Here is a 24,043-nt window from a genome sequence, read left to right on the forward strand (position 1 = left end):
ACTACCCAGCACCCCGCCCCGCTTCACACCCCCGACACGACACTCTGCACATGGCGGCCTCCTCGGGCCGATACCTACGCTGTGGCAACCCGTTGCCGCATGCATCCCCCGAGGAGACTCCCCATGGCATCCACCGCACCCGACGACTACGCGCTCGCGCGGGTCCCGCAGGAGGCGCGCTACCACTGGTTCCAGATCGCAACCCAGCGCGTCGGCCAGCTCTCCGCGCTGAGCGCCTTCGTCGTCGCCGCCACGCTCGGCTTCAGCATGAGCTTCTGGGACGCCTTCTGGGCGATCACCATCGGCGCCGTCATCCTCGAGGTCGTCTGCATCTTCACCGGGCTGATCGGGCAGCGCGAGGGGCTGAACACCTCGATCCTGTCGCGCTGGACGGGCTTCGGGCACAACGGCTCCGCGCTCATCGGCCTGGCCATCGGCGTCAGCCTCATCGGCTGGTTCGGGATCCAGTCGGGCGTCTCCGCTTCGGGCCTCAACTCGATCATGCCGTGGCTGCCGGTGTGGGCCTGGTCGCTGGCGTTCGGCCTCATCATCACCGCGGTCGTGATGCTCGGCTTCCACGGCATGCAGTGGGTCGCGAACGTCGCCGTCCCCCTCTTCCTGCTGCTCGTCGGCTGGGCCGTCGTCATCGAGCTGCAGAAGCACGACATCTCCGAGCTCGTCACGCAGCCGGCGCCCGGCCCGCAGATGTCGATCATCGCGGGCGCCTCGATCGTGGCCGGCGGCTTCATCGTCGGCGCGCTCATCTCGCCCGACCAGACGCGCTACAACCGTTCGGCGGCCGACGTCGTGAAGCAGACCGTCGTGAGCATCACGGTCGGCGAGTACCTGACGGGCCTGTCCGGCGTGCTGCTCGCGCACGCGGTGCGCACGGCCGACGTGTCGGCGATCATCCTGTCGTCGGTGGGCTGGGTCGGCGTGCTCGTGATCCTGCTCGGCACCATCAAGATCAACGACTGGAACCTCTACTCGTCGGGACTCGGCGTCGTGAACTTCATCGACACGGTGTTCGGGCGGCGGGTGAACCGGGCGCTCGTGACGGTGGTCGTCGGCGTGATCGGGTCGGTGCTCGCGGCGGCCGGGATCCTCGGGCAGTTCACGCAGTTCCTGATCCTGCTGGGCGTGGCCTTCCCGCCCATCGTGGGGATCATGATCGCCGAGTACTTCGTCGTGAGGAACTGGCGGCCGGCGCTCGACGCGTCCCGCGAGGCCGGCGCGCTGCCGGCGAGCGCGCCGCGCTGGGTGCCCGTGAGCCTCGCGATCTGGGTCGTGTCCGCGCTCGTCGGCTACTACGCGACCTTCGGCCTCGGCAGCCTCAACGCCGTCATCACGGCCTTCGTGCTCTACGCGGTGCTCGGCAAGGCGGGGCTGATCCGCGGTGTCGGCGAGGTGCGCACCGAGACGGCCGACCATGCCGCCGCTGGCGTCGCCGCGCCGGACGCGGCCACGGCCGGGAAGGTGGCCGCGCGATGAGGATCGGCATCGACGTCGGCGGCACCAACACGGACGCCGTGCTCATGGACGGCGACCGCGTCGTCGTCGGCATCAAGTCCTCGACCACGGAGGACGTGACCAGCGGCATCGTCGGCGCGCTCGCGGAGCTCGACCGGCAGCACCCGTTCGACCCGGCCGACATCGACGGGGTGATGATCGGCACGACGCACTTCATCAACGCGCTCGTCGAGGCCAGGCGGCTCGCGCCCACGGCGGCCGTGCGGCTCGCGCTTCCCGCCACGGCCTCGCTGCCGCCGTTCGTCGACTGGCCCGAGGAGCTCGTCTCGGCGGTGCGCGGCACGGGCTACCTCGCGCACGGCGGCCACGAGTTCGACGGACGGGTCATCGCCCCGCTCGACCACGACGAGCTCAAGCGGCATGCGGCCGACATCGCCCGGCGGGGGCTCCGGTCCGTCGCGATCTCCAGCGTGTTCGCACCCGTGAACAGCGAGTTCGAGGTGGAGGCGGCCGCGGTGCTCGCCGCCGAGCTCGGGCCGGACGTCGCCATCTCGCTCTCCCACGAGATCGGCCGCATCGGCCTGCTGGAGCGGGAGAACGCGACCATCATCAACGCGTCGCTGCGGGAGCTGGCCGACCAGATCGTCGGCGGGCTCGAGGGCGCGGTGCGCGGCCACGGGATCACCGCTCCCCTCTACCTGTCGCAGAACGACGGCACGCTCATGGGCGTGGACTTCGCACGCCGGTACCCCGTGGCGACATTCGCGTCCGGTCCCACCAACTCGATGCGCGGCGCGGCGCTCCTCTCCGGCCTCGGCACGTGCGCGGTCGTCGACATCGGCGGCACCACGAGCGACGTGGGCGTGCTCGCCGGCGGGTTCCCGCGCGAGGCGACGGCGGAGATCAGCGTGGCCGGCGTCCGGACGAACTTCCGCATGCCGGACGTGCTCTCCATCGGCATCGGCGGCGGATCCCTCGTGCGCGGCGAAGGCGACCTGGTCGGCCCCGAGTCGGTCGGCTACGAGCTCGGCCGCCGCGCGCTCGTGTTCGGCGGCGACACCCTCACGACCACGGACATCGCGGTCGCGGCCGGCATGGTCGACGTGGGCGACCCGGCGTGCGTGGCGCACCTCTCGCCGCAGCTCGTCCGTCGCGCGCTCGACACCATCGCCATGCGCGTCGCGGACGTCGTGGAGCGCATGCGCACGTCGTCCGCCCCGCTGCCCGTCGTGGCGGTCGGCGGCGGATCGATCCTGCTGCCGGAGGAGCTCGAGGGCCTCGGCCGGGTGCATCGCCCCGAGAACTTCGCCGTCGCGAACGCGGTCGGCGCGGCCATCGCGCAGGTCTCCGGCGAGCTCGACCGCGTCTACAGCGTGAGCGAGGGATCCCGGCAGCAGGCCCTCGACGACGCCAGGCAGGAGGCCGTCGAGCGCGCGGTCGCCGCGGGCGCCTCCCCCTCGACCGTGCAGATCGTCGACTTCGACGAGCTCCCCATCCCGTACCTGCCCGGCAACGCGATCCGCATCCGCGCCAAGGCCGTCGGCGACCTCGACATCAGGAAGGCCGCGCATGTCTGACACGACCGCGTCCCGCACCCGCCTCACCGAGATCCGGCTCGAGCACCTGCCCGCCATCGCGCGCGGCGCGGCGATCCTCGGCACGGGCGGCGGCGGCGACCCCTACATCGGCCGGCTGCTCGCGGGCGAGGCGATCAAGGAGCTCGGTCCCATCCCGCTCGCCGACCCGTTCGAGCTGCCGGACGACGCCGTCGTGATCCCCGTCGCGATGATGGGCGCGCCCACCGTGATGGTGGAGAAGCTGCCGACGGTGGAGCAGCTGCAGGGGGCGATCCTCGCGCTCGCGCGCTACCTCGGCGTCACGCCCACGCACGTCGCGTGCATCGAGGTGGGCGGCGCGAACTCCACCATCCCGATGGTCGCGGCCGCGCGCATGGGCCTGCCGATCGTGGACGGCGACGGGATGGGGCGGGCGTTTCCGGAGATCCAGATGGTGATCCCCACCATCGACGGGATCCGCGCCACGCCCATGTCGTTCGCCGACGAGAAGGGCAACACGGGGGTCGTCGACACCATCGACAACGCGTGGGCCGAGCGCCTCACCCGGCCGGTGGCGGTGCAGATGGGCAGCTCGATGATCATGTCGAACTACGCGATGACGGGCGCGCAGGTGAAGGCGTCGTTCGTGCCCCACACGCTGTCGCTCTGCCACGAGCTCGGCACGCTCGTGGAGGAGGCCCGCGACGCGCTCGTGGACCCGGTCGAGGCGGTCGCCGCGCGACTGGGCGGGGCGGTGCTCCTGGGCGGCAAGGTCGTGGACGTCGCCAGGCGCACCGTCGCGGGGTTCGCGCGAGGCGAGGCCAGGATCCAGGGCGCGGGCGCCGACGCCGGCCGCGAGATCGTGCTCGGGTTCCAGAACGAGATGCTGCTCGCGTCGATCGACGGGGTGCCGGTCGCCTCGACGCCGGACCTCATCATGGTGCTCGACAGCGAGACGGGCGAGCCGATCACGACGGAGACGCTGCGCTTCGGCCAGCGGGTGCGCGTGGTCTCCGCGCCGGCCGACGAGCGGTGGCACAGCCCGGGCGGCATCGAGCTCGCCGGGCCCCGCTACTTCGGCTACGACATCGACCCCGTCCGATCCCCGGTCGACGCGTTCCCCCGCTAGGGAAGGGCCGGGACCCGAGTGCTACCGTGACGCCCGTGAGCCGGGACCTGGGAGTCGACGACCTCCCCGACCTCGTCTCGGGGCTCCTCCTGCTCGGCTCGGGCGGGGGCGGCGACCCGCGGATCCTCGCGGCCGCCACCGCCCGCCAGCTGCGGGACGCGCCCGTGCGCGGGCTCGGGCTCGACGACCTCGACGCGGATGACCTCGTGGTCCCGGTGGGCTACATCGGATCCACCTCCGTGCTGCGCGAGAAGCTCCCGTCCGGCACCGAGCTGGCCGAGGCCGTCGAGGCGCTCACCCGCTGGACGGGCACGCCGCCCGCCGCGCTCATGGCGCTCGAGATGGCGGGCGTCAACGGCCTCGCGCCGCTCTCCGCTGCCTCGACGCTCGGCCTCCCGCTCCTCGACGCCGACCTCACCGGCCGCGCGCTCCCCCGCATCGACCAGTCGAGCCTCGTCGTCTCCGGCCGCGCCATCTCGCCGTGCGCGGTGACCGAGCCGGGAGGACGCACCATGCTGCTCGACGGCGTCACGCCCGCCGAGGTCGAGGGGCTGCTCCGGCTCGTCATCGCGCACTCCTCCGGCTGGGCGGCGCTCGCGCTGCCGCCGCAGCGGGCCGCCGACCTCCGCGAGTCGGCGATCCCCGGCACCGCCGAGCGCGCGCTCCGGCTCGGCCGCGCCCTCCGCGCGGCCGACGGCACCGGCACCCCGGCCCGGCTCGCCGCGGCGCTCGGCGGCGCGCTCCTCGGGCACGGCCGCATCGTCGACGTCGTCACGTCGCCCCGCCCCGGCCGCTTCGACGTGACGACCGTCAGCGTCGTCGACGAGGCCACGGGCGCGGTGATCAGGCTCGAGGCCGAGAACGAGTTCGTGATCGCGCTCGTGGACGGCCGACCGGTCGCCGCTTCACCCGAGATCATCGCCGTCGTCGCCGTGCCCGGCGCCTCCGTGGCCGGGGCCCGCGTGCTCCTCGTCGACGACGCGCGGCCCGGCGCCCGCGTCGTGGTCGTCGCCCTCGACGCGCCCGCGTGGTGGACCGCGACGCCCGAGCGCCGGGCCGCCGTCTCGCCCGCCGCGTTCGGGTTCGGGCGGGTCGACGCCGACGCCGACCTCGACGCCGACGCCGTCGGTGCTCCCGCGTGATCCGGCCGATCCCCCTCTCCGCGCTCCTCGACCACGCGTCGCTCGCGGACGTGCGCCGGGTGGCGGGGGCAGCGGATCCCGCGGTCTCCGGCGTCCGCGGCGTGCGGATGGACGCTCCCGCTGACGACGCGACGGCCGGCGTCAGCGGCGGCAGCAGCAGCGGTGCAGGCGACGTCCTCGTCGTCCTCGACCGCGCCGAGCGCACCACCTGGCGCTTCGACGCGCGGCTCCGCCGGCTCGCCGACCGGGGAGTCGCGGCCGTCGTGCTCGACGCGGCCGTGGCGGTGGATCCGGCGACGACGCTCCTCGCCGACCGCCTCGGCATCGTGGTCCTCACCTGCGACGACGCGTGGGCGACCTCCGTCGCCCTGCACGACCGCCTCGGCGACGCGCGGGCCGCCGCCGGCCGCGCCGCGCTCGACGCCGTGTCCGCGGTGGCGGACGCGGGCCGGGATCCCGCCGACGCCCTCCGCGCTGCCGCCGCGATGCTCGGGCGCCCCGCTCTCCTCGTCGACTCCTCCGGCCGCGTGCTCGCGCCGGAGGGCTCAGCGCCCTCCCCCGCGGCGCACGCGGCCGTCGCCGCGGGCCTCGCGGGCCACGTCGACGCGCGCCCCGTCGGCGAGCGCGGCACCCTCGTCACCGCGCCCGTCGACTCGGGGCTCATGGCGCCGAGCTGGCTCGTGGTCGAGGTGCCCGGATCCGTCGTCGCCGAGGTCGAGGCCGTCGCCGCCGCGCTCCCCGTCGTCGCCCTCGCGGTCGGGCACCGCCTGTCGCTCCGGCGGTCGACGAGCGCGAGGCCCGCTGGCGCATCGCGCTCCTCGGCGAGCTCCTCGAGGCCGGCGACTCGCCCGGCGCCGGGCTCCTGCGCCGCGCGCTCGAGCTGGGCTGGCGCGTCGAGGGCTGGCACATGGGGATCCGCGTCGTGTCGCGCCAGGACGCCGACATCGTCGGCCGCCGCTACGAGCTCATCGAGGCGCTGGCGGCGGAGGGCCTCGACGTGGGCGTGGTCGAGCAGGGCGACGGCTGGGCCGCGTGGATCTCCTTCGCGCTCGAGCCCGACGTCCCGACCGCGCACGACGCCGCCCGCGCGGTCCGCCGCGCCCAGCAGCGCTGGGACGACGACCTGCCGAGCGACGTCGGCGTCGGCCGCGTGCACCGCGGCCCCGCGGGCATCGCCCGATCGCTCGCGGAGGCCGCGGACGCCGCCCGCCTCGCGGCGTCCCGCCCGCAGTCCGGCCGCTTCCTGCACGTCGACCGCCTCGGCCTCGCCCAGCTCCTCCTCGCCTGGACGCAGACGGACACCTTCCAGCCCGCGGCCCTGGAGCTGCTCGCGCCGCTGCGCCGCCAGACCACGGGCGACCTGCTCGCCACGCTCGCGACCTACCTCGACGCGGAGTCGTCGGTCGCGGAGACCGCCTCGATCCTCGCGGTGCACCGCAACACGGTGGCCGAGCGGATCCAGCGCGTGCAGCGCATCCTCCAGGTCGACCTCGCCGACGCCGAGACGCGCCTCGCCCTGCACCTCGCGTGCCGCACGGTGCTCGCGGCGGAGGGCTAGGGCGGATCTCACCCGGCGGCAGCCGCCTCCGGCACCTCGAGCGCGCGGCTGGCCCGGTACTCCTCGGCGGCAGGGTGCAGGGCGAACTCGACGATCTCCACCGCGTGCGCCTTGAGGGCGTCGAGCACCTCGTCGGGCGTGACGTAGAAGAACTCGCGCCGGAGGTTGATCCGGTTCACCCGCTGCGGGGCGAAGGTCCGGTGCAGCATCGCCTCCACGCCCACCGCGTCGTCGGCGAAGAACAGCGCGTGCACGTCGAAGCGGAACGGCACGGACGCGTCGCCGAGCTCGACCACGCGGTCCATCGGCTCGAGCCGCCGGGTCATGCCGATCTTCACCATCCGCTCGCCGAACGCCCCGACGTTGGAGATCACGTAGACGTATCCGGCGCGCACGTTCGCCGCGCGGTAGTCCACCTCCACGAGCGCGCGGTCGACGTCCTCGATCCGGTCCCGCATGCGTGCCGCGCCCTCGGCGTCGCCCTTGCTCTCCAGCGCCGCAAGCGTCGCGGCGTAGTGGGCGCGCTCCTTGTCGAGGCGGTCGTGCTCGGCCTGCAGCTCCGCGGACGCCTTGGCCTGCTCGCGGAGCTCCGCCCGGCGCTCCCGCTCCATCTCCTTCTCCGCCTGCAGCACGCGGAGGTGCGCGCTCGCGAGCTGCAGCTCCTCGAGCCGCAGCTCGTGGTACCCGTCCTGGATCCGGAGGTCGATCATCGTGCCGCTCCGCGCGATCTGCTCCGCCGCCTTGGTCAGCCGGTTCTGGGCGACGTGGAGGTTGCCCGCCCTCGTCGCCTTCACGGCGTTCTCCGCCTCGGCGTTGTAGGCGCGCAGCAGCACCTTCGACATGTCGCTCACGAACCGCCGGCCCTGCGCCTCGGATCCGTTGAACGTGAAGCCGGACGTGGCGGTCACCGCCCTCTTGTCGCGGACGGCGTTCTTGATCGTGTACCGCAGCGCCTCCAGGCGCGACGCGAGATCGGCCGACGACTCCGCCGGGTGGTCGTACTCGAACAGGCCGACGCCCTGCAGCTCCGCCGTCGCGGTCACGTCCACGAGCTCGGCGCGCGCGGCCGCGAGCTCGGCGTCGATGGCACGCCGGGCCTCGATCCGCTCGTGCACGGCCTCGTCGACCGCCTGCAGCTCCGCCTCGGCCCGCCGACGCGTGGCGCCCGCCTCCTCCTCCGCGCGCAGGCGCACCGCTCCCGCCTCCTGCTCGGCCCGCAGTCGCTCGGCCCCCGCCTCCGCGAGGATCCGGTCCCGCTCCGCCCGCGCCGCGGCGACCAGCGCGGATGCCGCGTCGGCGCCCGTGCGTCGCGCCGCCTCCGCCTCCGTCTGCGCGCGCGCCCGGTAGTCGTCCAGCTCGGCGAAGTCGCGCGTGCCGTGCCGCCGGATCAGGTCCTCCAGCTGCGCGATGTGCGCCTCCGCCGCCGCGGCGCGCTCCCGGGCCTCGCGCTTGGAGAGCCGGTCGACGGGCTCGGCCGCGGGCGCGGGCGCGATCGTCTCGGGCTCCTGCGGCGCCGCCTCGGGCCTCGGCTGCACGTGCTCGGTCCACCGCGCGCCGTCCCACCAGCGGACGTAGCGGGGATCCTGGTCGTCGTACCAGCCGGCGGCAGCGCTCATCCCCTCAGGCTAGGCAGCGGCCCCCGCCGTCAGGAGCCCCCGTTCGAGGCGGCCGGCGCCCCTCCCCTGTGGACGCTCACCCGCTCCACCCAGCCGCCGCGCCTACCGTCGACATCACCGCTCATCCGCCGCACGCGCGGCTGCGCGCACCCCGGCCCGACGCAGGTGCGCCCGGCGGCCCCACTCCGACACGCACGAGAGGCACGCGCCCATGACCGACACCACCCGCACGATCCCCTGGGACGGCACGCTCGACGAGCGCGCGGCCCAGGCCCTCGAGGCCCCGGGAGGCCTCGTCGTCGCCGCCACCAGGGTCGGCTACATCCTCATGACGACGGACGGCACCGGCCTCGAGCGCAAGTTCGACGCCAAGCAGCGAACCGCGACAAGCCGGGCGTAGTGCTCTGCACGAGCATCGAGCAGCTCCAGGAGCTCGCCGTGCTCAACGACGAGATCCTCGCCTTCTACCAGGAGCACTGGGACGCCGACGTGCTGCTCGGCTGCATCCTCCCGTGGCGCGAGGACGCGAAGCACCTCATCCCCGACGAGGTCGCAGGCCAGCTCGCCATGGACCGGCGGGGCACGAGCTGCTTCGTGATCCGCTTCGGCCGCCCCGCCGAGCAGCTCGCCGAGCGCCTGTGGGAGAGCCGCCGCCTGTCGTTCGCGAGCTCCGCCAACCCGTCGGGCAAGGGCAACCGCGGTCGCGTCGAGGGCATCGGGGAGCGCATCGAGCAGCAGGCCGACGTCATCGTCGCCGCCGACGACTACGTCGCGTCCATCCAGCCCGGCCTCGACGAGACGAGCCGGCACGAGCAGGGCGTCATGGTCTCCATGGTCGACGCGTCCGGCGCGCTCATCCCCGAGCAGCGCGGCGAGCGCTCGGTCACCCCGAACCCGACCCTCATCCGCCGCGGCCTCGCGGTCGACGTCATCATGTCGGCGCTCGCACGGTCGTTCCCGTCGTGGGACTACCGCCACGGCGAGTACTACTGATCCCGCCGGGATCAGCACCCACGAGGGCCCGCGGAGCACGCCTCCGCGGGCCCTCCTGCGTCCCCGCGGCGTCGGCCCATCTTTATTCCTCGGGCGGGGAGACCACGGGGCGATACTCGGCGATATGCCTGCCGTACCACGGGGACATGCGCAGGAAACGCCTGCGATAGCGCGCCCCCGCATGGGGCGGAATGCGGATGCGGCGCGAATGGAGACGTATCGCGAGGCCATCTCCCCGCGGATCGGACATGAATTCCTCCGCGGATTCACTCATGGTGTCGGATTTCCCGGGGGAGAACAGGTATCGTGGCTCTCGCCGCATCATCTGATGCACCATCTGCAATGAGAGGAACAGACGTGGCTCGCAAGGTTGTCACCACGCTCGTCGACGACATCGACGGCGTCGTCATCGAAGAGGGAAAGGGCGAGACCGTCCCGTTCGCGCTCGACGGCGTGAATTACGAGATCGATCTGAGCGACGCCAACGCCGCGAAGCTGCGTGAGGCGCTCGACACGTACGTCGACCGCGCCCGCCGCGTCGGCCGCGCAACGACCGGCCGCTCGGCCGGCTCGCGCCGCTCCTCCTCCAGCGCCCCCAAGGAGGACCTCGGCGCCGCCCGCGAGTGGCTGCGCGAGCACGGCCACAAGGTCTCCGAGCGCGGCCGCATCTCCGCCGACCTGCTCGAGGAGTACCGCGCCAACAAGTAGGCGACACGACGCGCGCACGGCGCGCAGCACTTGCGAAGAGGGCCGATCCGCCACAGGATCGGCCCTCTTCGTCGTCCCACGGGTGCCCCGTAATGAATTACGCAGCCCCGGAATACCGAGGCGCGGGAGGCACGGCGCGCCGGGCGTCACGCGCGCGTCACGCCCACGTCGCGGATCCGTCGCGGGAGCGCGAGCACGCTTGCCGAGAAGAAGGAGCACCGTGCCGAAACACCTCGCATCACCCGGGACCGCAATTCCCGCCCGCCGCTCGGGTCACCGCATCCGCGCACGCGTCCTCGCGTCCGCGGGCGCCGCGCTCATCGCGCTCGTCGCCGTCGTCGGCCTGACCGGTCAGATGCAGTCCGCATCCGCCGCCGTCTCCCCCACGACGACGAGCCAGTGCAACGACACCCCCAACGGCGGTGGCGACCAGGTCGAATGCGACGTGACGGTCGTGAACGAATTGGACGTCGCCACGCAGACGGGGTCCTCGACCGTCACCACCCGCGTCTGCGCCGGCGCCGCGGGAGCGGCCCCCCTGTGCAACACGACGGTGTCGCAGCGCGACGGGATCATCATCACCGCCGTCGAGCAGTGCAACGGCGTCGCCAACGGCGGCGGCAGCAATGTCATCTGCAACGTCGACATCACCAACAACATCGTCGGCGAGAGCACCACGACGCCCGCCACGGTGAACCAGTGCATCGGATCCGCGACCGACGGCGCAGCGGGCGGCACCGCCTGCTCGCCCGTCTCCAACACGACCGGCGCCGACGTCACCCAGTGCAACGGCTCCGGCAACGGCGGCGGCGCCGCGGGTCGTGTGACCTGCACGGTCCCGACGTCCACCGAGACCTCCGCGCTCCTCGTCACGGTCAACCAGTGCAACGGCTCCGGCAACGGCGGCGGCGCGACCGTCACCTGCGCCACGAACATCAGCAACTTCGTCACCGCCGTCGTGACACCGACGCCGACGGCGACCGCGACGCCCACCGCGACCCCCACGGTCGAGCCGACCACGCCCGCGCCGACGCCCACGGTGCCGACTCCCACGCCGACGGTGCCCACCCCCACCCCCACCCCCACGGTCCCGACGCCGACGCCCACCGCGCCGACCCCGACCCCGACGCCGACCGCCCCGACGCCCACGCCGACGGCGCCGACCCCGACGCCCACCGCGCCGACGCCGACCCCGACCGTCCCGACGCCGACGGCAACCGCGCCGACCCCGACGCCGACGGTCCCGACGCCTACCGCCACCGTGCCGACGCCCACCGCGACGGTCCCCACGCCCACGCCGACGGTCGGCACGCCGACGCCGGGCACGCCCACCCCGACCGCGGGCACTCCGACGCCGACGGCCGGGACGCCCACCCCGACGAGCACCACCGCCACGCCGATCGTCCCCGGGGGCACGACGCCCGGCGGATCGCTGCCCGTGACGGGCTACGACCCCACTCCGACGATCGGCTGGGGCCTCGCCGCCCTGGTCCTGGGTGCGCTCGGACTGGGCTGGAACGCACGACGCAGGTCCGCCCAGCGGTAACCGCAACGCGGATCAGCCGAGGGAGCGCCCGACGACCCGTCGTCAGGCGCTCTCTCGCGCGTAGCCCCAAAAGCACGCTCATGGTGGGCTTTCGTGTCCGAACGGATACGGTGGCCGCGATGGAGGTGCGGGATGCATCAGCGAGTCGACGGCGGATCCCTCCGCTCGGCGCGCCGCCCACCCGCCGCCGCTCGGCTCCTCGCCGCCCGCCCGGCCAGCGCCGGAGCACCGTCGTGATCCGCGTCGACGTGCTCGGCGGCTTCCGCGTCGCCGGCCTCGGCGCCGATCCGGCGTCCGCCTCCCCCGGCCCGGATCCGACCGGAGCCGCGCTCTCCGAGGGGACCAGGCGGCTCATCGCCGCGCTCGCGATCCGCGCCCGACCCGCCGACCGCGGCACCCTCGCCAGCCAGCTGTGGCCCGACGCGCTGGACGGTCGCGCCGCGTCGAGCCTCCGCTCCGCCATCGCCCGCCTCGGCGACGGCGGCCGCGAGATCGTCGGCTCCGCCCCCGGCGGGCTCGTGCTGCACGACGCGGTCGACGTCGACCTCCGGACGGCGCGCGCGACGGCCGCCCGACTGCTCGAGCCTCGTCACGGGGAGCCGGACGACGCGGACATCTCGCCGGCCGCGGTGGCCCTCTTCAGCGCGGATCTCCTGCCCGACTGGTTCGACGCCTGGCTGGAGCCCGCGGCCGAGGAGTGGCGACACCTGCGGGTGAACGCGCTCGAGGCCCAGTCCCAGGCGCTCCTGACCCGCGCGCGCCTGCACGAGGCGGCGGCAGCGGCCCGACGGGCCATCGACGTGGATCCGCTCCGCCAGACCGCGCAGCGCTGCCTCATCACCGTGCACGTGGCCGCCGGCAACCAGTCCGACGCCCTCCGCGCCTACGACATGTACCGCACGCGCCTCGCCCGCGAGGTGGGGCTCGAGCCCACGGCGATGCTGACCGACCTCGTGTCCGGCCTGCGCCCCCGCGCCACGACCCGCCGCGTCGGCTGACGGCCCGGACGGCGGCCGCCGGTCACCCCGCCGCGTTGCCGCTCAGGCCGCCGCCGGCACGCCGCCGAGCCGCTCCCAGAGGAACGCGTGGATGAGCGACTGCAGGCGCGCCGTCGCGGGGTTGTCCGCCGATCCGCCGTGGCCGCCGGCCGTGTTCTCGAAGTACCAGGCGTCCTCGACCCCGGTCTCGTGCAGGAGCGCGACCATCTTCCGCGCCTGCACCGGGCCGACGCGGTCGTCGCTCGTCGCCGCGTAGACGAGCGTCGGCGGGTACGCGACCCCGGGGCGGACGTTGTGGTACGGCGAGAAGGTGCGGATGAACTCCCAGTCGGATGCCACGTCCGGGTCTCCGTACTCGGCGATCCACGACGCCCCGGCCGACAGCCGGGTGTATCGCCGCATGTCGAGCAGCGGCACTCCGCAGATCACCGCGCCGAACAGCTCCGGGTACGTCGTGAGCATGTTGCCGACCAGCAGCCCGCCGTTGCTGCGGCCCTCGCAACCGAGGCGCGCGGGCACGGTCACGCCGCGTGCCACGAGGTCGCGCGCGACGGCGGCGAAGTCCTCGTAGGCCCGATGCCGGTCCTGCCGCAGCGCGGCCCTGTGCCACGCCGGTCCGTACTCGCCGCCGCCGCGGATGTTCGCCAGCACGTGGACGCCGCCGCGCGCGAGCCAGCCGCGCCCCACGACGCCGCTGTACGACGGCAGTCGGCTGTTCTCGAAGCCGCCGTAGCCGGAGAGCAGCGTGGGCGCGGATCCATCGAGCGGCAGGTCGCGCGGACCCACCTGGAAGTAGGGCACGCGCGTCCCGTCGTCGGACACGGCGAAGTGCTGCTGCACCTCGAGGCCGTCGGCGTCGAACGACGCGGGCTGCTCCTTGACCGGTCGCGGCGCGCCCTCGCCGACCACGCCGTGCAGCAGCGTCGGCGGCGTGAGGAACCCCGTCACGGCGAGCCAGTACTCGTCGGTCTCGCGGTCGGTCGCGACGACGGAGACGGACGCGAGCGGCGTCCCCACGCGCACGTCCTCCTCGCGCCATCCGGCGCGCCCGGCGGCGGTCGGCGGCGTCAGCACGCGGATCCGGCTCGCCACGTCCTCGAGCAGCGTGAGCACGAGGTGCCCCGCGGTCCACGCCCAGTCCTCGAGGCTCCGTGACGAGGTCGGCGCGAACAGCACGGCGAGCTGCCGGGATCCGGCGAGGAAGTCGTCGAGGCGCGCCGCGAGCAGCGACCCGGCCGCGTGCACGACTCCGCCGATCTCCGTGTCGGTGCGCGGCCGCAGCACGAGCCACTCGCGGTGCAGGTCGACGTCCACGTCCTCCGGCACGTCGATCGGCACCGTGCCCGCGTCCGTCAGCAGGAGCGTCCGCGACGTGAAGAAGTCCGGCACCTCCCGCACCACGTCGCGCTCGAATCCGGGCGTGGGGTCGTGCGTGACGTGGACGAGCATGTCCGTGGCCGCGACCGCGTGCACCTCGGGGGCGTCGGCCAGCGCCTGCCCGCGGCTCCACCGGCGCGCGGTCCGGGCGTACGAGCTCTCGGTGAGGCTGCCCGGCCCGAAGTCCGTGCCGACGAAGACCGTGTCCCGGTCGATCCACGACACCATCGTCTTCGCGACCGGCACCTCGAATCCGCCCTCGACGAAGAGCCCGGTGCCGAGGTCGAGCTCGCGGACGGCGACCGCGTCCCCGCCGTCGGGCGAGAGCGAGACGAGCGCCCGGTCGCGTGCGGGCGACAGCAGCTGCGCCCGCGAGAACTGCCACGGGATCCCCTCCGCCTCGCCCAGCGCGTCCAGGTCGAGCAGCACCTCCCACTCGGGCGCCGGAGCCTGGTACTCGTCGAGCGTCGTGCGACGCCAGAGTCCCTGCACGTGGTCGGCGTCGCGCCAGAGGCCGTAGAGGTGCTCGCCGTGCCGGGTCACGTACGGGATCCGCTCGTCCGACTCGAGCACCTCGAGCAGCTCGGTCGTCAGCTCCGCGCGCGATCCCTCGGGCGACCGGCCGAGCGTCCGCTCGTTCTGCGCGCGGACCCAGGCGAGCGCGCGGTCCCCGTGGATCTCCTCCAGCCAGAGGAAGGGGTCGTCGGGGATCGGGGATTCGCGAGCGTCGGCGGTCATGCCCTCAGCCTACGGAGGCGATCTGTCGCCTCGATCAGGCCGCCGGCGCCAGGAACTCGTCCCATCCGGGCGCGGGCCGCTCCATCCCGCTGACCACCCACCCGCTCCCCTGCGGGGCCCGCGGCGGCGTGCGCAGCGTCCAGCCCATCTCCTCCGGCGTGCGGTCGCTCTTGCGGTTGTTGCACGACAGGCAGCAGGCCACGAGGTTCTCCCACGTGTCCTTCCCGCCGCGCGAGCGCGGGAGGACGTGATCGATGGTGGTCGCGTTGCGGGCGCAGTAGGCGCACCGGCCCCCGTCGCGCCGCAGCACCCCGCGCCGCGAGACGGGCACGCGGCGCGCGTGCGGGATCCGCACGTACCGCGTGAGCAGGATCACGGACGGGCGACCCCACGCGCCGCCGTTCCCGAGGATCGGGTGCTCCTCGTCCTGGGCGAGCATGGTGGCCTTGCCGCTCAGCACGAGCACCAGGGCCCGCTTGAACGACACGACGGCGAGCGGCTCGAAGCCCGCGTTGAGTACCAGTGTGCGCACGACATCCCTCTCAGACCGGCCTGGACGGCTTCCAGGAATCCGAATGAGGCGTCCCGCCCCCGGGAACACGCGAAGGCACCGCCGAGTGCTCGGCGATGCCTTCTAGGAGAGCGGGTGACCGCTCGGGTGGAACAGGTGGCTGCCCATCCGGGGATGGTGCCGATGGCCGTGGCGCACGTGCGCATCCATGGTTCGGATGTCAGGTGCGGTGGTCATCGGGGCTCCCGGGCGGGTCGAGGGACGTCTCACCGGACAGGGTACCCCTCGATCCCCGTTTGTCCCGGGGAACGCAGGAGGCCGGCGGCGCATCCCACAGGACGCGTGCCGCCGGCCTCCCGGGGTCGTGCTCGTGCCGGTGTCAGCCCAGGAGGCGGACGTAGTGCACGTTGGAGCTCCAGACCGGGCGCTCCTTGACGTGGTCGCCGGGCTTCGGCGCGTCGATCATGATGCCGTTGCCCGTGTAGATGCCGTCGTGGCTGCCGTCGTTCCAGACGACGATGTCGCCGGCGCGCGCCTGGGAAGCCGGCACCGTGACGCCGGCCGCACCCTGCGCCCGCACCGAGTGCGGGAGGTTGAGGCCGAACTGGGCGAACACGTACTGGACGAGGCCGGAGCAGTCGAAGCCCGCGGGGGTGTTGCCGCCGAAGACGTACGGGACCCCGAGGTACTGGCGAGCGACGGCCGCGACGCCGGTGGCCGAGGTGCCCGGGTAGATCGGGTTCTGGGCCAGCTGCGACGCGGACGCGCCGTTGTAGGTCGTGGCGGAGGACGCGAGCTGCGTGCGGCGCTGCTCGGCGAGGGCGGCACGTGCGGCCTCGGCCTTCTGCGCGTTGAGGTCGGCGACGGACGTGGCGGTGAAGCCCTCCTCGACCGGGGCGGACGACGCGTTGTCGGCGGTGACGACCTGCGCGTTGGCGGCCGTGTAGTCCTGCAGAGACGCGCCCTCGGCGGACGAGGTGTGCTCGAGCTGGGATCCCGCGGCGTACGCGGGGATGGCCATGACGCCGACGAGGCCGGTGACGAAGGTCATCACGACGGCGTTGGCGGCCTTCGTGCGGCGCGAACGGCCGACGGGCGCCGGGGTCGGGCTCAGGCGGGGAGCGGGAGCCTGGAGGGTGCGGGTCGCGGAGTCACGACGCGGGCGGACGGCCTTCGCGGTCTCCGCGGCGCGGAGCTCGCGGCGGGTGGGCAGACGATCCATCCCGGGTGCGGGCGGTCGAGTCGGGTCGGACGGGTTCCCGACGGAACCGCTGATGTCACCATGGGCCAAGTTGTCAACCTCCTGCGTCTCGACGCCGGACATGCTGGCGCCCCGTCCCTCCAAGGTCGTCGAGGGGTACTCATGCAGGGGACGGGTGTCGAGACGCCCTGCACCGGGCCCGGAACCTCTGTGGTGGTCGGTCGGGCCTGTTCGAGAGTAAGGGACGCGCTCCCGTTTGTCATCCTGAGGGACCATATTTCTAACGAATCCATAACGGCAGACGTCATCCTCACGACGGATGCCGGACGGAACCCCCGATGAGGGCGGCGCGCCCCTCGCCTGTGCCCAGTCCGGGGGTGGTCCTGGGGATCCACCGGGCGAATACGCCGACGCCCGGCGTCGCGCGCTCCGCAGACCGCGTCGGGTCAGCGCTCGATGAAGATGTGCCCGGCGACCTCGAGCGGCAGCTCGAGCCCCGGCCCCGCGCCGTCCACCCGCACCAGGACGTAGGCGCCCTCGCGGGAGAAGGATCCGGTGGCACCCGGCAGCACGCCGGCCTGCTTCAGCTGGGAGAGCAGCTCCGGGTCGAACTGCACGGGCTCGCCCAGCCGGCGGATCACGCCACGTGCGGGGGCGTCCTCCGTCGTGCCGAGCGACGCCTCGACGATGCTGACGACGCCGGCCATGAACGCGACGGCGGGAGAGTCGCCGAGCTCGTCGAGCCCGGGGATGGGGTTGCCGTACGGCGACTCCGTGGGGTGACCGAGGAGGTCGAGGATCTTGCGCTCCACCTGCTCGCTCATCACGTGCTCCCAGCGGCAGGCCTCATCGTGCACGAACTCCCACTCGAGGCCGATGACGTCGCTGAGGAGGCGCTCGGCGAGGCGGTGCTTGCGCATCACGTGGACGGCCTTGCTGCGACCCTCCGGGGTGAGCTCGAGGTGGCGGTCGCCGCTGACGATCACGAGGCCGTCGCGCTCCATGCGCGCCACCGTCTGCGAGACGGTGGGACCCGAGTGGCCGAGGCGCTCGGAGATGCGCGCCCGCAGAGGCACGATGGCCTCCTCCTCGAGGTCGAGGATGGTGCGGAGGTACATCTCCGTCGTGTCCACGAGATCAGTCATCGGGCCTCCCTTGCGCCAGGGACCAGCCTACTTCCCCGGGTGCCGGATGACCGGCTCGGGTCGTGGGACGGCCCGGGGCGCCCGCGGACGGTCCCCTACCATTGCCGCATGCCAGCCACGACGATCCCCACCGAACTGCTGCCCCTCGACGGACGATTCGGCTGCGGCCCGTCCAAGGTCCGGCAGGCGCAGCTCGACCACCTCGCGCTCGCGGGCGCGCAGATCCTCGGCACCTCCCACCGCCAGGCGCCCGTGAAGGACATGGTCGGGCGCGTCCGCGAGGGGCTCTCCCGGCTCTTCCGCCTGCCCGACGGCTACGAGGTCGTGCTGGGCAACGGCGGATCCACGGCGTTCTGGGACGCCGCGGCCTTCTCCCTCATCGAGCGCCGCAGCCAGAACCTCGTGTTCGGCGAGTTCGGCGGCAAGTTCGCGAAGGCCGCCGCGGCGCCCTTCCTCGAGGCGCCCGACGTGATCCGCGCCGAGCCCGGCAGCCGCGCATCCGCGAGCCCTGTCGAGGGCGTCGACGTCTACGCGTGGCCGCACAACGAGACCTCCACCGGCGTGATGGCGCCCGTCACCCGCGTCCACGGGGACGAGGGCGCGCTCACGGTCGTCGACGCGACGAGCGCGGCCGGCGGCATCGACTTCGACGCGGCCCAGGCGGACGTCTACTACTTCGCCCCGCAGAAGAACCTCGCGAGCGACGGCGGCGTCTGGCTCGCCCTCTTCTCCCCCGCCGCCCTCGAGCGCGTGGAGCGCATCGCGGCGTCCGGCCGGTGGATCCCCGAGTTCCTCAGCCTCAAGAACGCCGTCGACAACTCCCGCCTGGACCAGACGTTGAACACCCCGGCCCTCGCCACGCTGCTCATGCTCGAGGACCAGCTGGACTGGATCGACCGGGCAGGCGGCCTGGCCTGGGCAGACGCCCGCACGCGCGAGTCGTCGTCCGTCCTCTACGAGTGGGCGGAGCGCGTGGAGTACGCGCGCCCGTTCGTGACGGATCCCGCGCACCGCTCGCAGGTGGTGGTGACGATGGACTTCGACGACTCCATCGACGCGGCCGCCGTCGCGAAGACGCTCCGCGCCAACGGCGTCGTCGACACCGAGCCGTACCGCAAGCTCGGGCGCAACCAGCTGCGGGTCGCGACCTTCACGGCCATCGAGCCGGACGACGTGCGCGCCCTCGTGCGCTGCATCGAGTTCGTGGTGGAGCAGGGCGCCGGCTGATCACGGCCTCCCGGACATGACGACGACGGCGGCCCCCGAGGGGGTCGCCGCCGTCGTCATGCGGTACGCGGGTCAGCGATCGGCGCCGTCGAAGCTCGTGTCGTCGTCGTCGTCGTCATCGTCATCGTCATCGTCATCATCGTCGTCGTCCGAGGCAGGGGCTTCGAAGTCCACGCCGTCGAGCACGTCGTCCGCGTCCTCCGCGTCCTCCGCGGGGTCGTCGTCCTCGTCCTGGTCCTCGTCGTCGGACTCCGCCGCGAGGCGCTCGGCCTCCTGGTCGGCCTCGATGCCGGCGAGCCGATCGGACCACGGGAGCCACTCGGGCGAGAGCAGCGCTCCCTCCCCGGGCATCAGCTCGGCCTCCAGCACGGTGGGGGTGGCGTCGTCGACGCGGGCGAGCGTGACGGTCCAGAACCAGCCGGGGTAGCCGGGCATCGTGTTCGCGAAGAGGAGCGAAAGCACGCGGTCGCCCTCGACGATCGATCCGGCCGGCTCGCCGACGGTCTCCGCCGGCGTGATCTCGAGCAGGGCGGCGCGCGCGAGGTCGACGGCCGCGAGCAGCTCGGCGTCGGGGACGGCCGGCTCCGCGGGTGCCTCCGTCTCGGTCGCGGGGGACTCCGCGATGGGCGCGTCGGCGGCGGCCAGTTCGCCGGTGGTCTCGTCGACCGCGCCCGTCGTCGTGCAGGCCGTCTCGTCGGTCATCGTCGACGCGTCGGTCGTCGTCTCGTCGTCCCGCGGCTCAGGCATCGAGCTCCTCCGCGACCCGGCGCAGCAGCGCCGCGATCTTCCGGCCGTGGGACTCCTCGGGGTAGCGGCCGCGCTTGAGGCCGGTGCCGATCCCGTCGAGCACCTTCACGAGGTCCTCCACGATGACCGCCATGTCGTCAGCGGGCTTCCGGGACATGCGGGCCAGCGAGGGCGGGGCGTCGAGGATCCGCGCCGAGAGGGCCTGCGCGCCGCGCTTGCCGTCGGCGATGCCGAACTCCAGCCGGGTGCCGGCCTTCACGCCGGCGACGCCCGAGGGCAGGGCCGACGCGTGCAGGAAGACCTCCTGGCCGTCGTCCGAGCTGATGAACCCGAACCCCTTGTCCTCGTCGTAGAACTTCACCTTGCCGGTGGGCATGCGATCCTCTTCCCTCGCCCCGGGCGGGGCTCGATGTGCTGGTGGGCGGTCCAGTCTATTCGCCGGGGCCCCGACGGACCCGGCGACGACGACGCCCGGCCCGCCGTAGGGGTCGGATCCGACGCGCCCGGGCGCGCGCCACGGCGTAGTCTGAGCGGATGGCATCCGAGACCGCACCGAGCGAGGGACGGGCCGAGCGCATCCTCGCCTACATGCTCGCCGGGATCCTGCTGGTCGCCGTGCTGAGCATCCTCGCGATCCTGCTGGCGCCGCTCATCGCCGTCGACGCGTCGCAGTACAGCACCCCCATGTGGCAGGTCATCCTGCTGCTGCCGGCCGTGGGCATCCCCATCGCGGCGCTCCTCTTCATCGCGATCCTGATCATCAGCGTCCGTCGCCGGCGTCGCATGGACGGCACGTCCCGCTAGCGGGACGACCATGACCGACGCCCTCGTGCTCGCGGCCCGCCTGCGCGCGCTCGACGACGCTGCGCTCGCCGCCCTGGTCCGCGACCGCCACGTCGACGCCGCGCGCGTCGCCGACCTCTTCGACCTCGCCGATGCGCTGCTCGCCCCGGACGCCGTCGCGCGAGCCCTGGAGCAGCTCGACCGCACGGCGCTGGCCGTCCTCGCGGTCGCCGCCGAGGAGGGGGCGACCGCGCGGCCCGTCGCCCTGGGCGCGCTCCGCGACGCGCTCTCCCGTCGCTCCGGCGAGGAGCCGATGGACCCGGCGGATCTCGCGGACGCCGCGGGACGCGCCGCGGACACGCTCCTGGCCGGCGTCGACGACACGGGCATCACGACGCATCCGGAGGTCGCGGCCGCCCTCGCCGCCTGGCCCGCCGCCGGTCTCCCGGGGACGGACGAGCTGGCCCGCCTCGCACCGCCCGCCCCTCTCGCGGCCGTCCCCCGCGTCGATCCCGACGAGGTCGACCGACGGGCGGGCGAGAACGCGTTCCGGTCGGTGGTCGCCGTCGCCGCCCTCGTGGACGAGCTGGCCCGCGAGCCCGCGCGCGAGCTGAGCCGAGGCGGCATGTCCCTTCCCGACGCGCGGCGGCTGGCCGCCGCGCTCGGCGCCGACCTCGACGACGTCCCCGCCTACCTGTCCCTCGCCGACCGCGCGACGCTCGTCGCCCGGACGGATCGCGCCTGGTCGACGACCTCGACAGCCGCCGCCTGGTCCGCACGGCCGACCGCCGAGCGGTGGGAGGCCCTCGCCGCGGCCTGGCTGCATGCGCTGGCGCCCGCGACCCGCGGCATCCTCGCCGAGCGCGCCGACGCGTCGTGGGGAGCGGGGCTCGTCGACAGCGTCCTCTGGCGCTTCCCCGGCGGATCCGCCTGGATCGGCGAGCGCATCACCGCCTTCACGCGCGACGCCGGCCTCCTCGGCATCACGACGGGAGACGTCCCGAGCTCCGCGGGCCGCGCGCTCCTCACGTCGGGGCCAGGCCCCGCGGCCGCCGCGCTCGCGCCGCACCTGCCGCCCGAGGTCGATCGGGTCTACCTGCAGCACGACCTCACCGTCGTCTCCCCCGGGCCGCTCGATCCCGCGGTCGAGTCGCGCCTGCTCGAGGTCGCCGACGCCGAGGGGCGGGGGCTTGCCGCGACCTACCGGATCTCCGCCGCATCCGTCACGCGCGCCCTCGCGTCCGGCGCGACGGCCGACGCCATCCGCGCCCTCCTGGCGGAGATCTCCCTGACCGGCATCCCCCAGCCCCTCGACTACCTCCTCGACGAGGCCGCCGCGCGCTTCGGCCGCCTCCGCGTCCGCCCGGCGTCGCCCTCCGACGGGGCCCCGGATGCCCGGTCGGCGATCGTCTCCGAGGACGGTCCGCTGCTCGCCACCCTCCTCGTCGACCGCGACCTCGCGCCCCTGCGTCTCGTCCGCGCGGGCGACGCGGTGCTCACCTCAGCCGCTTCGCCCGACGCCGTCGAGCGCGCGCTCGCGGCCGCCCGGCTCGCCCCCGTCCGCGAGGACGCCGCGGGGCACCGCATCGCACCGGCCCCGCGGACCGCCCCGGCGTCGGCGCCCGCCGCGGATCCCGAGCCCGACGCCGCGGACGCCCTGGTCGCCCGGGTCCGCGAGGCCGACGGCCCCGACGACGGGGCCGCCTGGACGACGCGCCAGCTCGAGGCGGCGATCCGCGCCAAGGCCGCCCTCCGCGTCCGCGTGCGCATGCCGGACGGCCGCGAGGTGGACCACGTGCTCGAGCCCTCCAGCGTGGCCGGCGGACGGCTGCGCGCCCGCGACCGCGTCGCCGACGTCGAGCGCACCCTGCCCCTGTCGAGCGTGGTGGAGATCTCCCCCGCGCCGGCGAGCGCATGAGCGCGCCTAGGCTGGCGGGCATGCCCGACGGCCCCCTCATCGTCCAGAGCGACCGCACCGTCCTCCTCGAGGTGGCCCACGCCGACGCCGAGGACGCCCGGCACGACCTCGCCGTGTTCGCCGAGCTGGAGCGCGCGCCCGAGCACATCCACACGTACCGGATCACCCGCCTCGGCCTCTGGAACGCCCGTGCCGCCGGCCACACGGCCGAGGACATGCTCGCGACCCTCGAGCGCTACTCCCGGTTCCCCGTGCCGCAGTCGGTCACGGTGGACGTGACCGACACGGTCGGCCGCTACGGCCGCCTCGTCATCGGGCGCGACTCGGACGGAGAGCTGCAGATCTCGAGCACGGAGTCCGCCGTCCTCTCGGAGGTCGCGAGCTCCCGCCGCATCGCGCCGCTGCTCACGGAGCGCGTGGACGCGACGACCTACCGCGTGCAGGCGTGGGCGCGCGGGCAGCTCAAGCAGGAGCTCGTGAAGATCGGCTGGCCCGCCGAGGACCTCGCCGGCTACACGCCCGGCACGCCCCACGACATGGCGCTCGTGGAGGACGGCTGGACGCTGCGCGGCTACCAGACCGACGCGGTCGACCACTTCCTCGACGGCGGATCCGGCGTGGTCGTCCTCCCCTGCGGCGCCGGGAAGACGCTCGTCGGCGCCGCCGCCATGGCCCGCGCCAAGACCACCACGCTGATCCTCGTCACGAACACCGTGTCGGCCCGCCAGTGGCGCTCGGAGCTGCTGAAGCGCACCACTCTCACCGAGGACGAGATCGGCGAGTACTCGGGCCAGTCGCGCGAGGTCAAGCCCGTGACCATCGCGACGTACCAGATCCTCACCGCCAAGAGGAAGGGCGAGTACGCGCACCTCGCGCTCCTCGACGCGCTCGACTGGGGCCTCGTCGTCTACGACGAGGTGCACCTCCTGCCCGCGCCCGTCTTCAAGCTGACCGCGGATCTCCAGGCCCGCCGCCGCCTCGGCCTCACGGCCACGCTCGTGCGCGAGGACGGCCGCGAGGGCGACGTCTTCAGCCTCATCGGCCCGAAGCGGTTCGACGCGCCGTGGAAGGAGATCGAGGCCCAGGGCTTCATCTCCCCCGCCGAGTGCTTCGAGGTGCGCATCGACCTGCCCGACGAGGACCGGCTCGTCTACGCCGCCGCGGCCGACGACGAGCGCTACCGGCTCGCCGCCACCGCGCCCGCCAAGCTCGACGTGACGCGCGCGCTGGTCGAGCGGCACCGCGGCGAGAGCATCCTCGTCATCGGCCAGTACCTGGAGCAGATCGACGAGCTCGCGGAGGCCCTCGGTGCTCCGAAGCTCACGGGCGCGACCCCCGTCGCCGAGCGCGAGCGGCTCTATCAGGCGTTCCGCGACGGCACGGAGCGGGTGCTCGTGGTCAGCAAGGTCGCCAACTTCTCGGTGGACCTGCCCGACGCCACCGTCGCGATCCAGGTGTCCGGCTCGTTCGGATCCCGCCAGGAGGAGGCGCAACGCCTCGGCCGCCTGCTCCGCCCGGAGGCATCAGGCATGTCCGCGAGCTTCTACACGCTCGTCTCCCGCGACACCGTCGACCAGGACTTCGCCCAGAACCGCCAGCGCTTCCTGGCCGAGCAGGGCTACAGCTACACGATCCTGGATGCGGCGGGCATCGCGGCCTGACCTCACGGCGAGACGGCCG

General features: G+C 74.0%; 22 protein-coding genes. 14 read left to right on the forward strand and 8 right to left on the reverse strand.

The genetic code is table 11. The features are described 5' to 3' along the window. Positions 1-123 precede the first annotated feature (123 nt). From K0V08_RS08145 to K0V08_RS08160, 4 genes are read left to right on the forward strand one after another with little or no spacing between them, the layout of a single operon-like run. Positions 124-1,491 (forward strand): purine-cytosine permease family protein, encoded by a 1,368-nt coding sequence (locus K0V08_RS08145; protein WP_079534874.1) that lies wholly within the window; start codon positions 124-126, stop codon positions 1,489-1,491. Next, entirely contained in the window at positions 1,488-3,047 is a 1,560-nt protein-coding gene (locus tag K0V08_RS08150; protein ID WP_079534876.1) for a hydantoinase/oxoprolinase N-terminal domain-containing protein, read from the forward strand. Before K0V08_RS08145 ends, K0V08_RS08150 begins: the two co-directional genes overlap by 4 nt. Then, on the forward strand, positions 3,040-4,155 hold the full coding sequence (locus K0V08_RS08155) for a DUF917 domain-containing protein (protein ID WP_079534878.1): 1,116 nt from the start codon (positions 3,040-3,042) through the stop codon (positions 4,153-4,155). The genes K0V08_RS08150 and K0V08_RS08155 overlap by 8 nt, the downstream gene beginning before the upstream one ends. Positions 4,156-4,190: 35 nt before the next feature. Continuing rightward, positions 4,191-5,297, forward strand: a complete 1,107-nt coding sequence (locus K0V08_RS08160) for a DUF917 domain-containing protein (protein ID WP_227266604.1) — start codon at positions 4,191-4,193, stop codon at positions 5,295-5,297. 545 nt (positions 5,298-5,842) lie between these two features. On the opposite strand, the gene K0V08_RS08165 is transcribed toward K0V08_RS08160, so the two are convergent. Beyond that, positions 5,843-6,061 (reverse strand): hypothetical protein, encoded by a 219-nt coding sequence (locus tag K0V08_RS08165; RefSeq protein WP_227325335.1) that lies wholly within the window; start codon positions 6,059-6,061, stop codon positions 5,843-5,845. Positions 6,062-6,177: 116 nt separating this feature from the next. Between K0V08_RS08165 and K0V08_RS08170 the strand changes: the two genes are divergently transcribed. Beyond that, a complete protein-coding gene (locus K0V08_RS08170; protein WP_231689103.1) occupies positions 6,178-6,855 on the forward strand; it encodes a PucR family transcriptional regulator in 678 nt (225 codons plus the stop codon). Between the two features lie 8 nt (positions 6,856-6,863). On the opposite strand, the gene K0V08_RS08175 is transcribed toward K0V08_RS08170, so the two are convergent. Then, positions 6,864-8,471, reverse strand: coding sequence for an SNIPE associated domain-containing protein (locus K0V08_RS08175; protein WP_079534882.1), 1,608 nt, complete (start codon positions 8,469-8,471; stop codon positions 6,864-6,866). 211 nt (positions 8,472-8,682) lie between these two features. Between K0V08_RS08175 and K0V08_RS08180 the strand changes: the two genes are divergently transcribed. From K0V08_RS08180 to K0V08_RS08200, 5 genes are all read left to right on the forward strand, one after another. Beyond that, positions 8,683-8,871, forward strand: coding sequence for a hypothetical protein (locus K0V08_RS08180; protein ID WP_228511059.1), 189 nt, complete (start codon positions 8,683-8,685; stop codon positions 8,869-8,871). Continuing rightward, on the forward strand, positions 8,871-9,464 hold the full coding sequence (locus K0V08_RS08185) for a translation factor (SUA5) (protein ID WP_228511061.1): 594 nt from the start codon (positions 8,871-8,873) through the stop codon (positions 9,462-9,464). The genes K0V08_RS08180 and K0V08_RS08185 overlap by 1 nt, the downstream gene beginning before the upstream one ends. 357 nt (positions 9,465-9,821) lie before the next feature. Continuing rightward, positions 9,822-10,172 carry a histone-like nucleoid-structuring protein Lsr2 gene (locus K0V08_RS08190; protein WP_012039150.1) on the forward strand — a complete coding sequence of 117 codons (351 nt, stop codon included), beginning with the start codon at positions 9,822-9,824 and terminating at the stop codon, positions 10,170-10,172. A 220-nt stretch (positions 10,173-10,392) separates the two neighbouring features. Next, positions 10,393-11,718, forward strand: a complete 1,326-nt coding sequence (locus K0V08_RS08195) for a hypothetical protein (RefSeq protein WP_183130588.1) — start codon at positions 10,393-10,395, stop codon at positions 11,716-11,718. A gap of 233 nt (positions 11,719-11,951) precedes the next feature. Further along, positions 11,952-12,716: an AfsR/SARP family transcriptional regulator gene (locus K0V08_RS08200; protein ID WP_012039152.1), complete on the forward strand. Its 765-nt coding sequence runs from the start codon at positions 11,952-11,954 to the stop codon at positions 12,714-12,716. Between the two features lie 42 nt (positions 12,717-12,758). On the opposite strand, the gene K0V08_RS08205 is transcribed toward K0V08_RS08200, so the two are convergent. The 4 genes from K0V08_RS08205 to K0V08_RS08220 all read right to left on the reverse strand — a co-directional run bounded on the left by K0V08_RS08205 (position 12,759) and on the right by K0V08_RS08220 (position 17,688). Further along, a complete protein-coding gene (locus K0V08_RS08205) occupies positions 12,759-14,831 on the reverse strand; it encodes a prolyl oligopeptidase family serine peptidase (RefSeq protein ID WP_079534884.1) in 2,073 nt (690 codons plus the stop codon). Positions 14,832-14,865: 34 nt separating this feature from the next. Next, complete coding sequence (locus K0V08_RS08210; RefSeq protein ID WP_012039154.1) at positions 14,866-15,363, reverse strand: HNH endonuclease; 498 nt, start codon at positions 15,361-15,363, stop codon at positions 14,866-14,868. 358 nt (positions 15,364-15,721) lie between these two features. After that, entirely contained in the window at positions 15,722-16,564 is an 843-nt protein-coding gene (locus K0V08_RS16070) for a C40 family peptidase (RefSeq protein WP_269435322.1), read from the reverse strand. A gap of 425 nt (positions 16,565-16,989) precedes the next feature. Next, positions 16,990-17,688: an iron-dependent transcriptional repressor DtxR gene (locus tag K0V08_RS08220; protein ID WP_012039156.1), complete on the reverse strand. Its 699-nt coding sequence runs from the start codon at positions 17,686-17,688 to the stop codon at positions 16,990-16,992. 108 nt (positions 17,689-17,796) lie between these two features. On the opposite strand from K0V08_RS08220, the gene serC reads away from it, so the two are divergent. Further along, positions 17,797-18,915 (forward strand): phosphoserine transaminase, encoded by a 1,119-nt coding sequence (gene serC / locus K0V08_RS08225; protein WP_012039157.1) that lies wholly within the window; start codon positions 17,797-17,799, stop codon positions 18,913-18,915. A gap of 72 nt (positions 18,916-18,987) precedes the next feature. Here the strand turns inward: serC and K0V08_RS08230 are convergent, their stop codons facing one another. Next, positions 18,988-19,662 carry a DUF3027 domain-containing protein gene (locus K0V08_RS08230; RefSeq protein WP_079534888.1) on the reverse strand — a complete coding sequence of 225 codons (675 nt, stop codon included), beginning with the start codon at positions 19,660-19,662 and terminating at the stop codon, positions 18,988-18,990. Beyond that, complete coding sequence (locus tag K0V08_RS08235) at positions 19,655-20,038, reverse strand: cold-shock protein (protein WP_079534890.1); 384 nt, start codon at positions 20,036-20,038, stop codon at positions 19,655-19,657. Before K0V08_RS08235 ends, K0V08_RS08230 begins: the two co-directional genes overlap by 8 nt. 158 nt (positions 20,039-20,196) lie before the next feature. Here K0V08_RS08235 and K0V08_RS08240 point away from each other — a divergent pair, with 158 nt between their 5' ends. Genes K0V08_RS08240 through K0V08_RS08250 form a run of 3 tightly spaced genes read left to right on the forward strand, consistent with a single transcriptional unit; the run spans position 20,197 to position 24,024 of the window. Then, on the forward strand, positions 20,197-20,466 hold the full coding sequence (locus K0V08_RS08240; RefSeq protein ID WP_012039160.1) for a hypothetical protein: 270 nt from the start codon (positions 20,197-20,199) through the stop codon (positions 20,464-20,466). A gap of 10 nt (positions 20,467-20,476) precedes the next feature. After that, the gene (locus tag K0V08_RS08245; protein ID WP_079534892.1) at positions 20,477-22,363 is read left to right on the forward strand and encodes a helicase-associated domain-containing protein; all 1,887 of its coding nucleotides are present in this window, start codon (positions 20,477-20,479) and stop codon (positions 22,361-22,363) included. A gap of 20 nt (positions 22,364-22,383) precedes the next feature. After that, positions 22,384-24,024 carry a DNA repair helicase XPB gene (locus K0V08_RS08250; RefSeq protein WP_079534894.1) on the forward strand — a complete coding sequence of 547 codons (1,641 nt, stop codon included), beginning with the start codon at positions 22,384-22,386 and terminating at the stop codon, positions 24,022-24,024. Positions 24,025-24,043 lie beyond the last annotated feature (19 nt).

Source organism: Clavibacter michiganensis (genome assembly GCF_021216655.1).
Lineage (GTDB): Bacteria > Actinomycetota > Actinomycetes > Actinomycetales > Microbacteriaceae > Clavibacter > Clavibacter michiganensis.

What these genes read in the sequence shown, in the direction of transcription:
- serC (WP_012039157.1), top strand. Translation starts at nt 17,797, where the DNA reads ATGCCAGCCACGACGATCCCCACCGAACTGCTGCCCCTCGACGGACGA.
- K0V08_RS08155 (WP_079534878.1), top strand. Translation starts at nt 3,040, where the DNA reads ATGTCTGACACGACCGCGTCCCGCACCCGCCTCACCGAGATCCGGCTC.
- K0V08_RS08235 (WP_079534890.1), bottom strand. Translation starts at nt 20,038, where the DNA reads ATGCCCACCGGCAAGGTGAAGTTCTACGACGAGGACAAGGGGTTCGGG.
- K0V08_RS08245 (WP_079534892.1), top strand. Translation starts at nt 20,477, where the DNA reads ATGACCGACGCCCTCGTGCTCGCGGCCCGCCTGCGCGCGCTCGACGAC.
- K0V08_RS08175 (WP_079534882.1), bottom strand. Translation starts at nt 8,471, where the DNA reads ATGAGCGCTGCCGCCGGCTGGTACGACGACCAGGATCCCCGCTACGTC.
- K0V08_RS08240 (WP_012039160.1), top strand. Translation starts at nt 20,197, where the DNA reads ATGGCATCCGAGACCGCACCGAGCGAGGGACGGGCCGAGCGCATCCTC.
- K0V08_RS08180 (WP_228511059.1), top strand. Translation starts at nt 8,683, where the DNA reads ATGACCGACACCACCCGCACGATCCCCTGGGACGGCACGCTCGACGAG.
- K0V08_RS08145 (WP_079534874.1), top strand. Translation starts at nt 124, where the DNA reads ATGGCATCCACCGCACCCGACGACTACGCGCTCGCGCGGGTCCCGCAG.
- K0V08_RS08250 (WP_079534894.1), top strand. Translation starts at nt 22,384, where the DNA reads ATGCCCGACGGCCCCCTCATCGTCCAGAGCGACCGCACCGTCCTCCTC.
- K0V08_RS16070 (WP_269435322.1), bottom strand. Translation starts at nt 16,564, where the DNA reads ATGGATCGTCTGCCCACCCGCCGCGAGCTCCGCGCCGCGGAGACCGCG.
- K0V08_RS08205 (WP_079534884.1), bottom strand. Translation starts at nt 14,831, where the DNA reads ATGACCGCCGACGCTCGCGAATCCCCGATCCCCGACGACCCCTTCCTC.
- K0V08_RS08220 (WP_012039156.1), bottom strand. Translation starts at nt 17,688, where the DNA reads ATGACTGATCTCGTGGACACGACGGAGATGTACCTCCGCACCATCCTC.
- K0V08_RS08230 (WP_079534888.1), bottom strand. Translation starts at nt 19,662, where the DNA reads ATGCCTGAGCCGCGGGACGACGAGACGACGACCGACGCGTCGACGATG.
- K0V08_RS08150 (WP_079534876.1), top strand. Translation starts at nt 1,488, where the DNA reads ATGAGGATCGGCATCGACGTCGGCGGCACCAACACGGACGCCGTGCTC.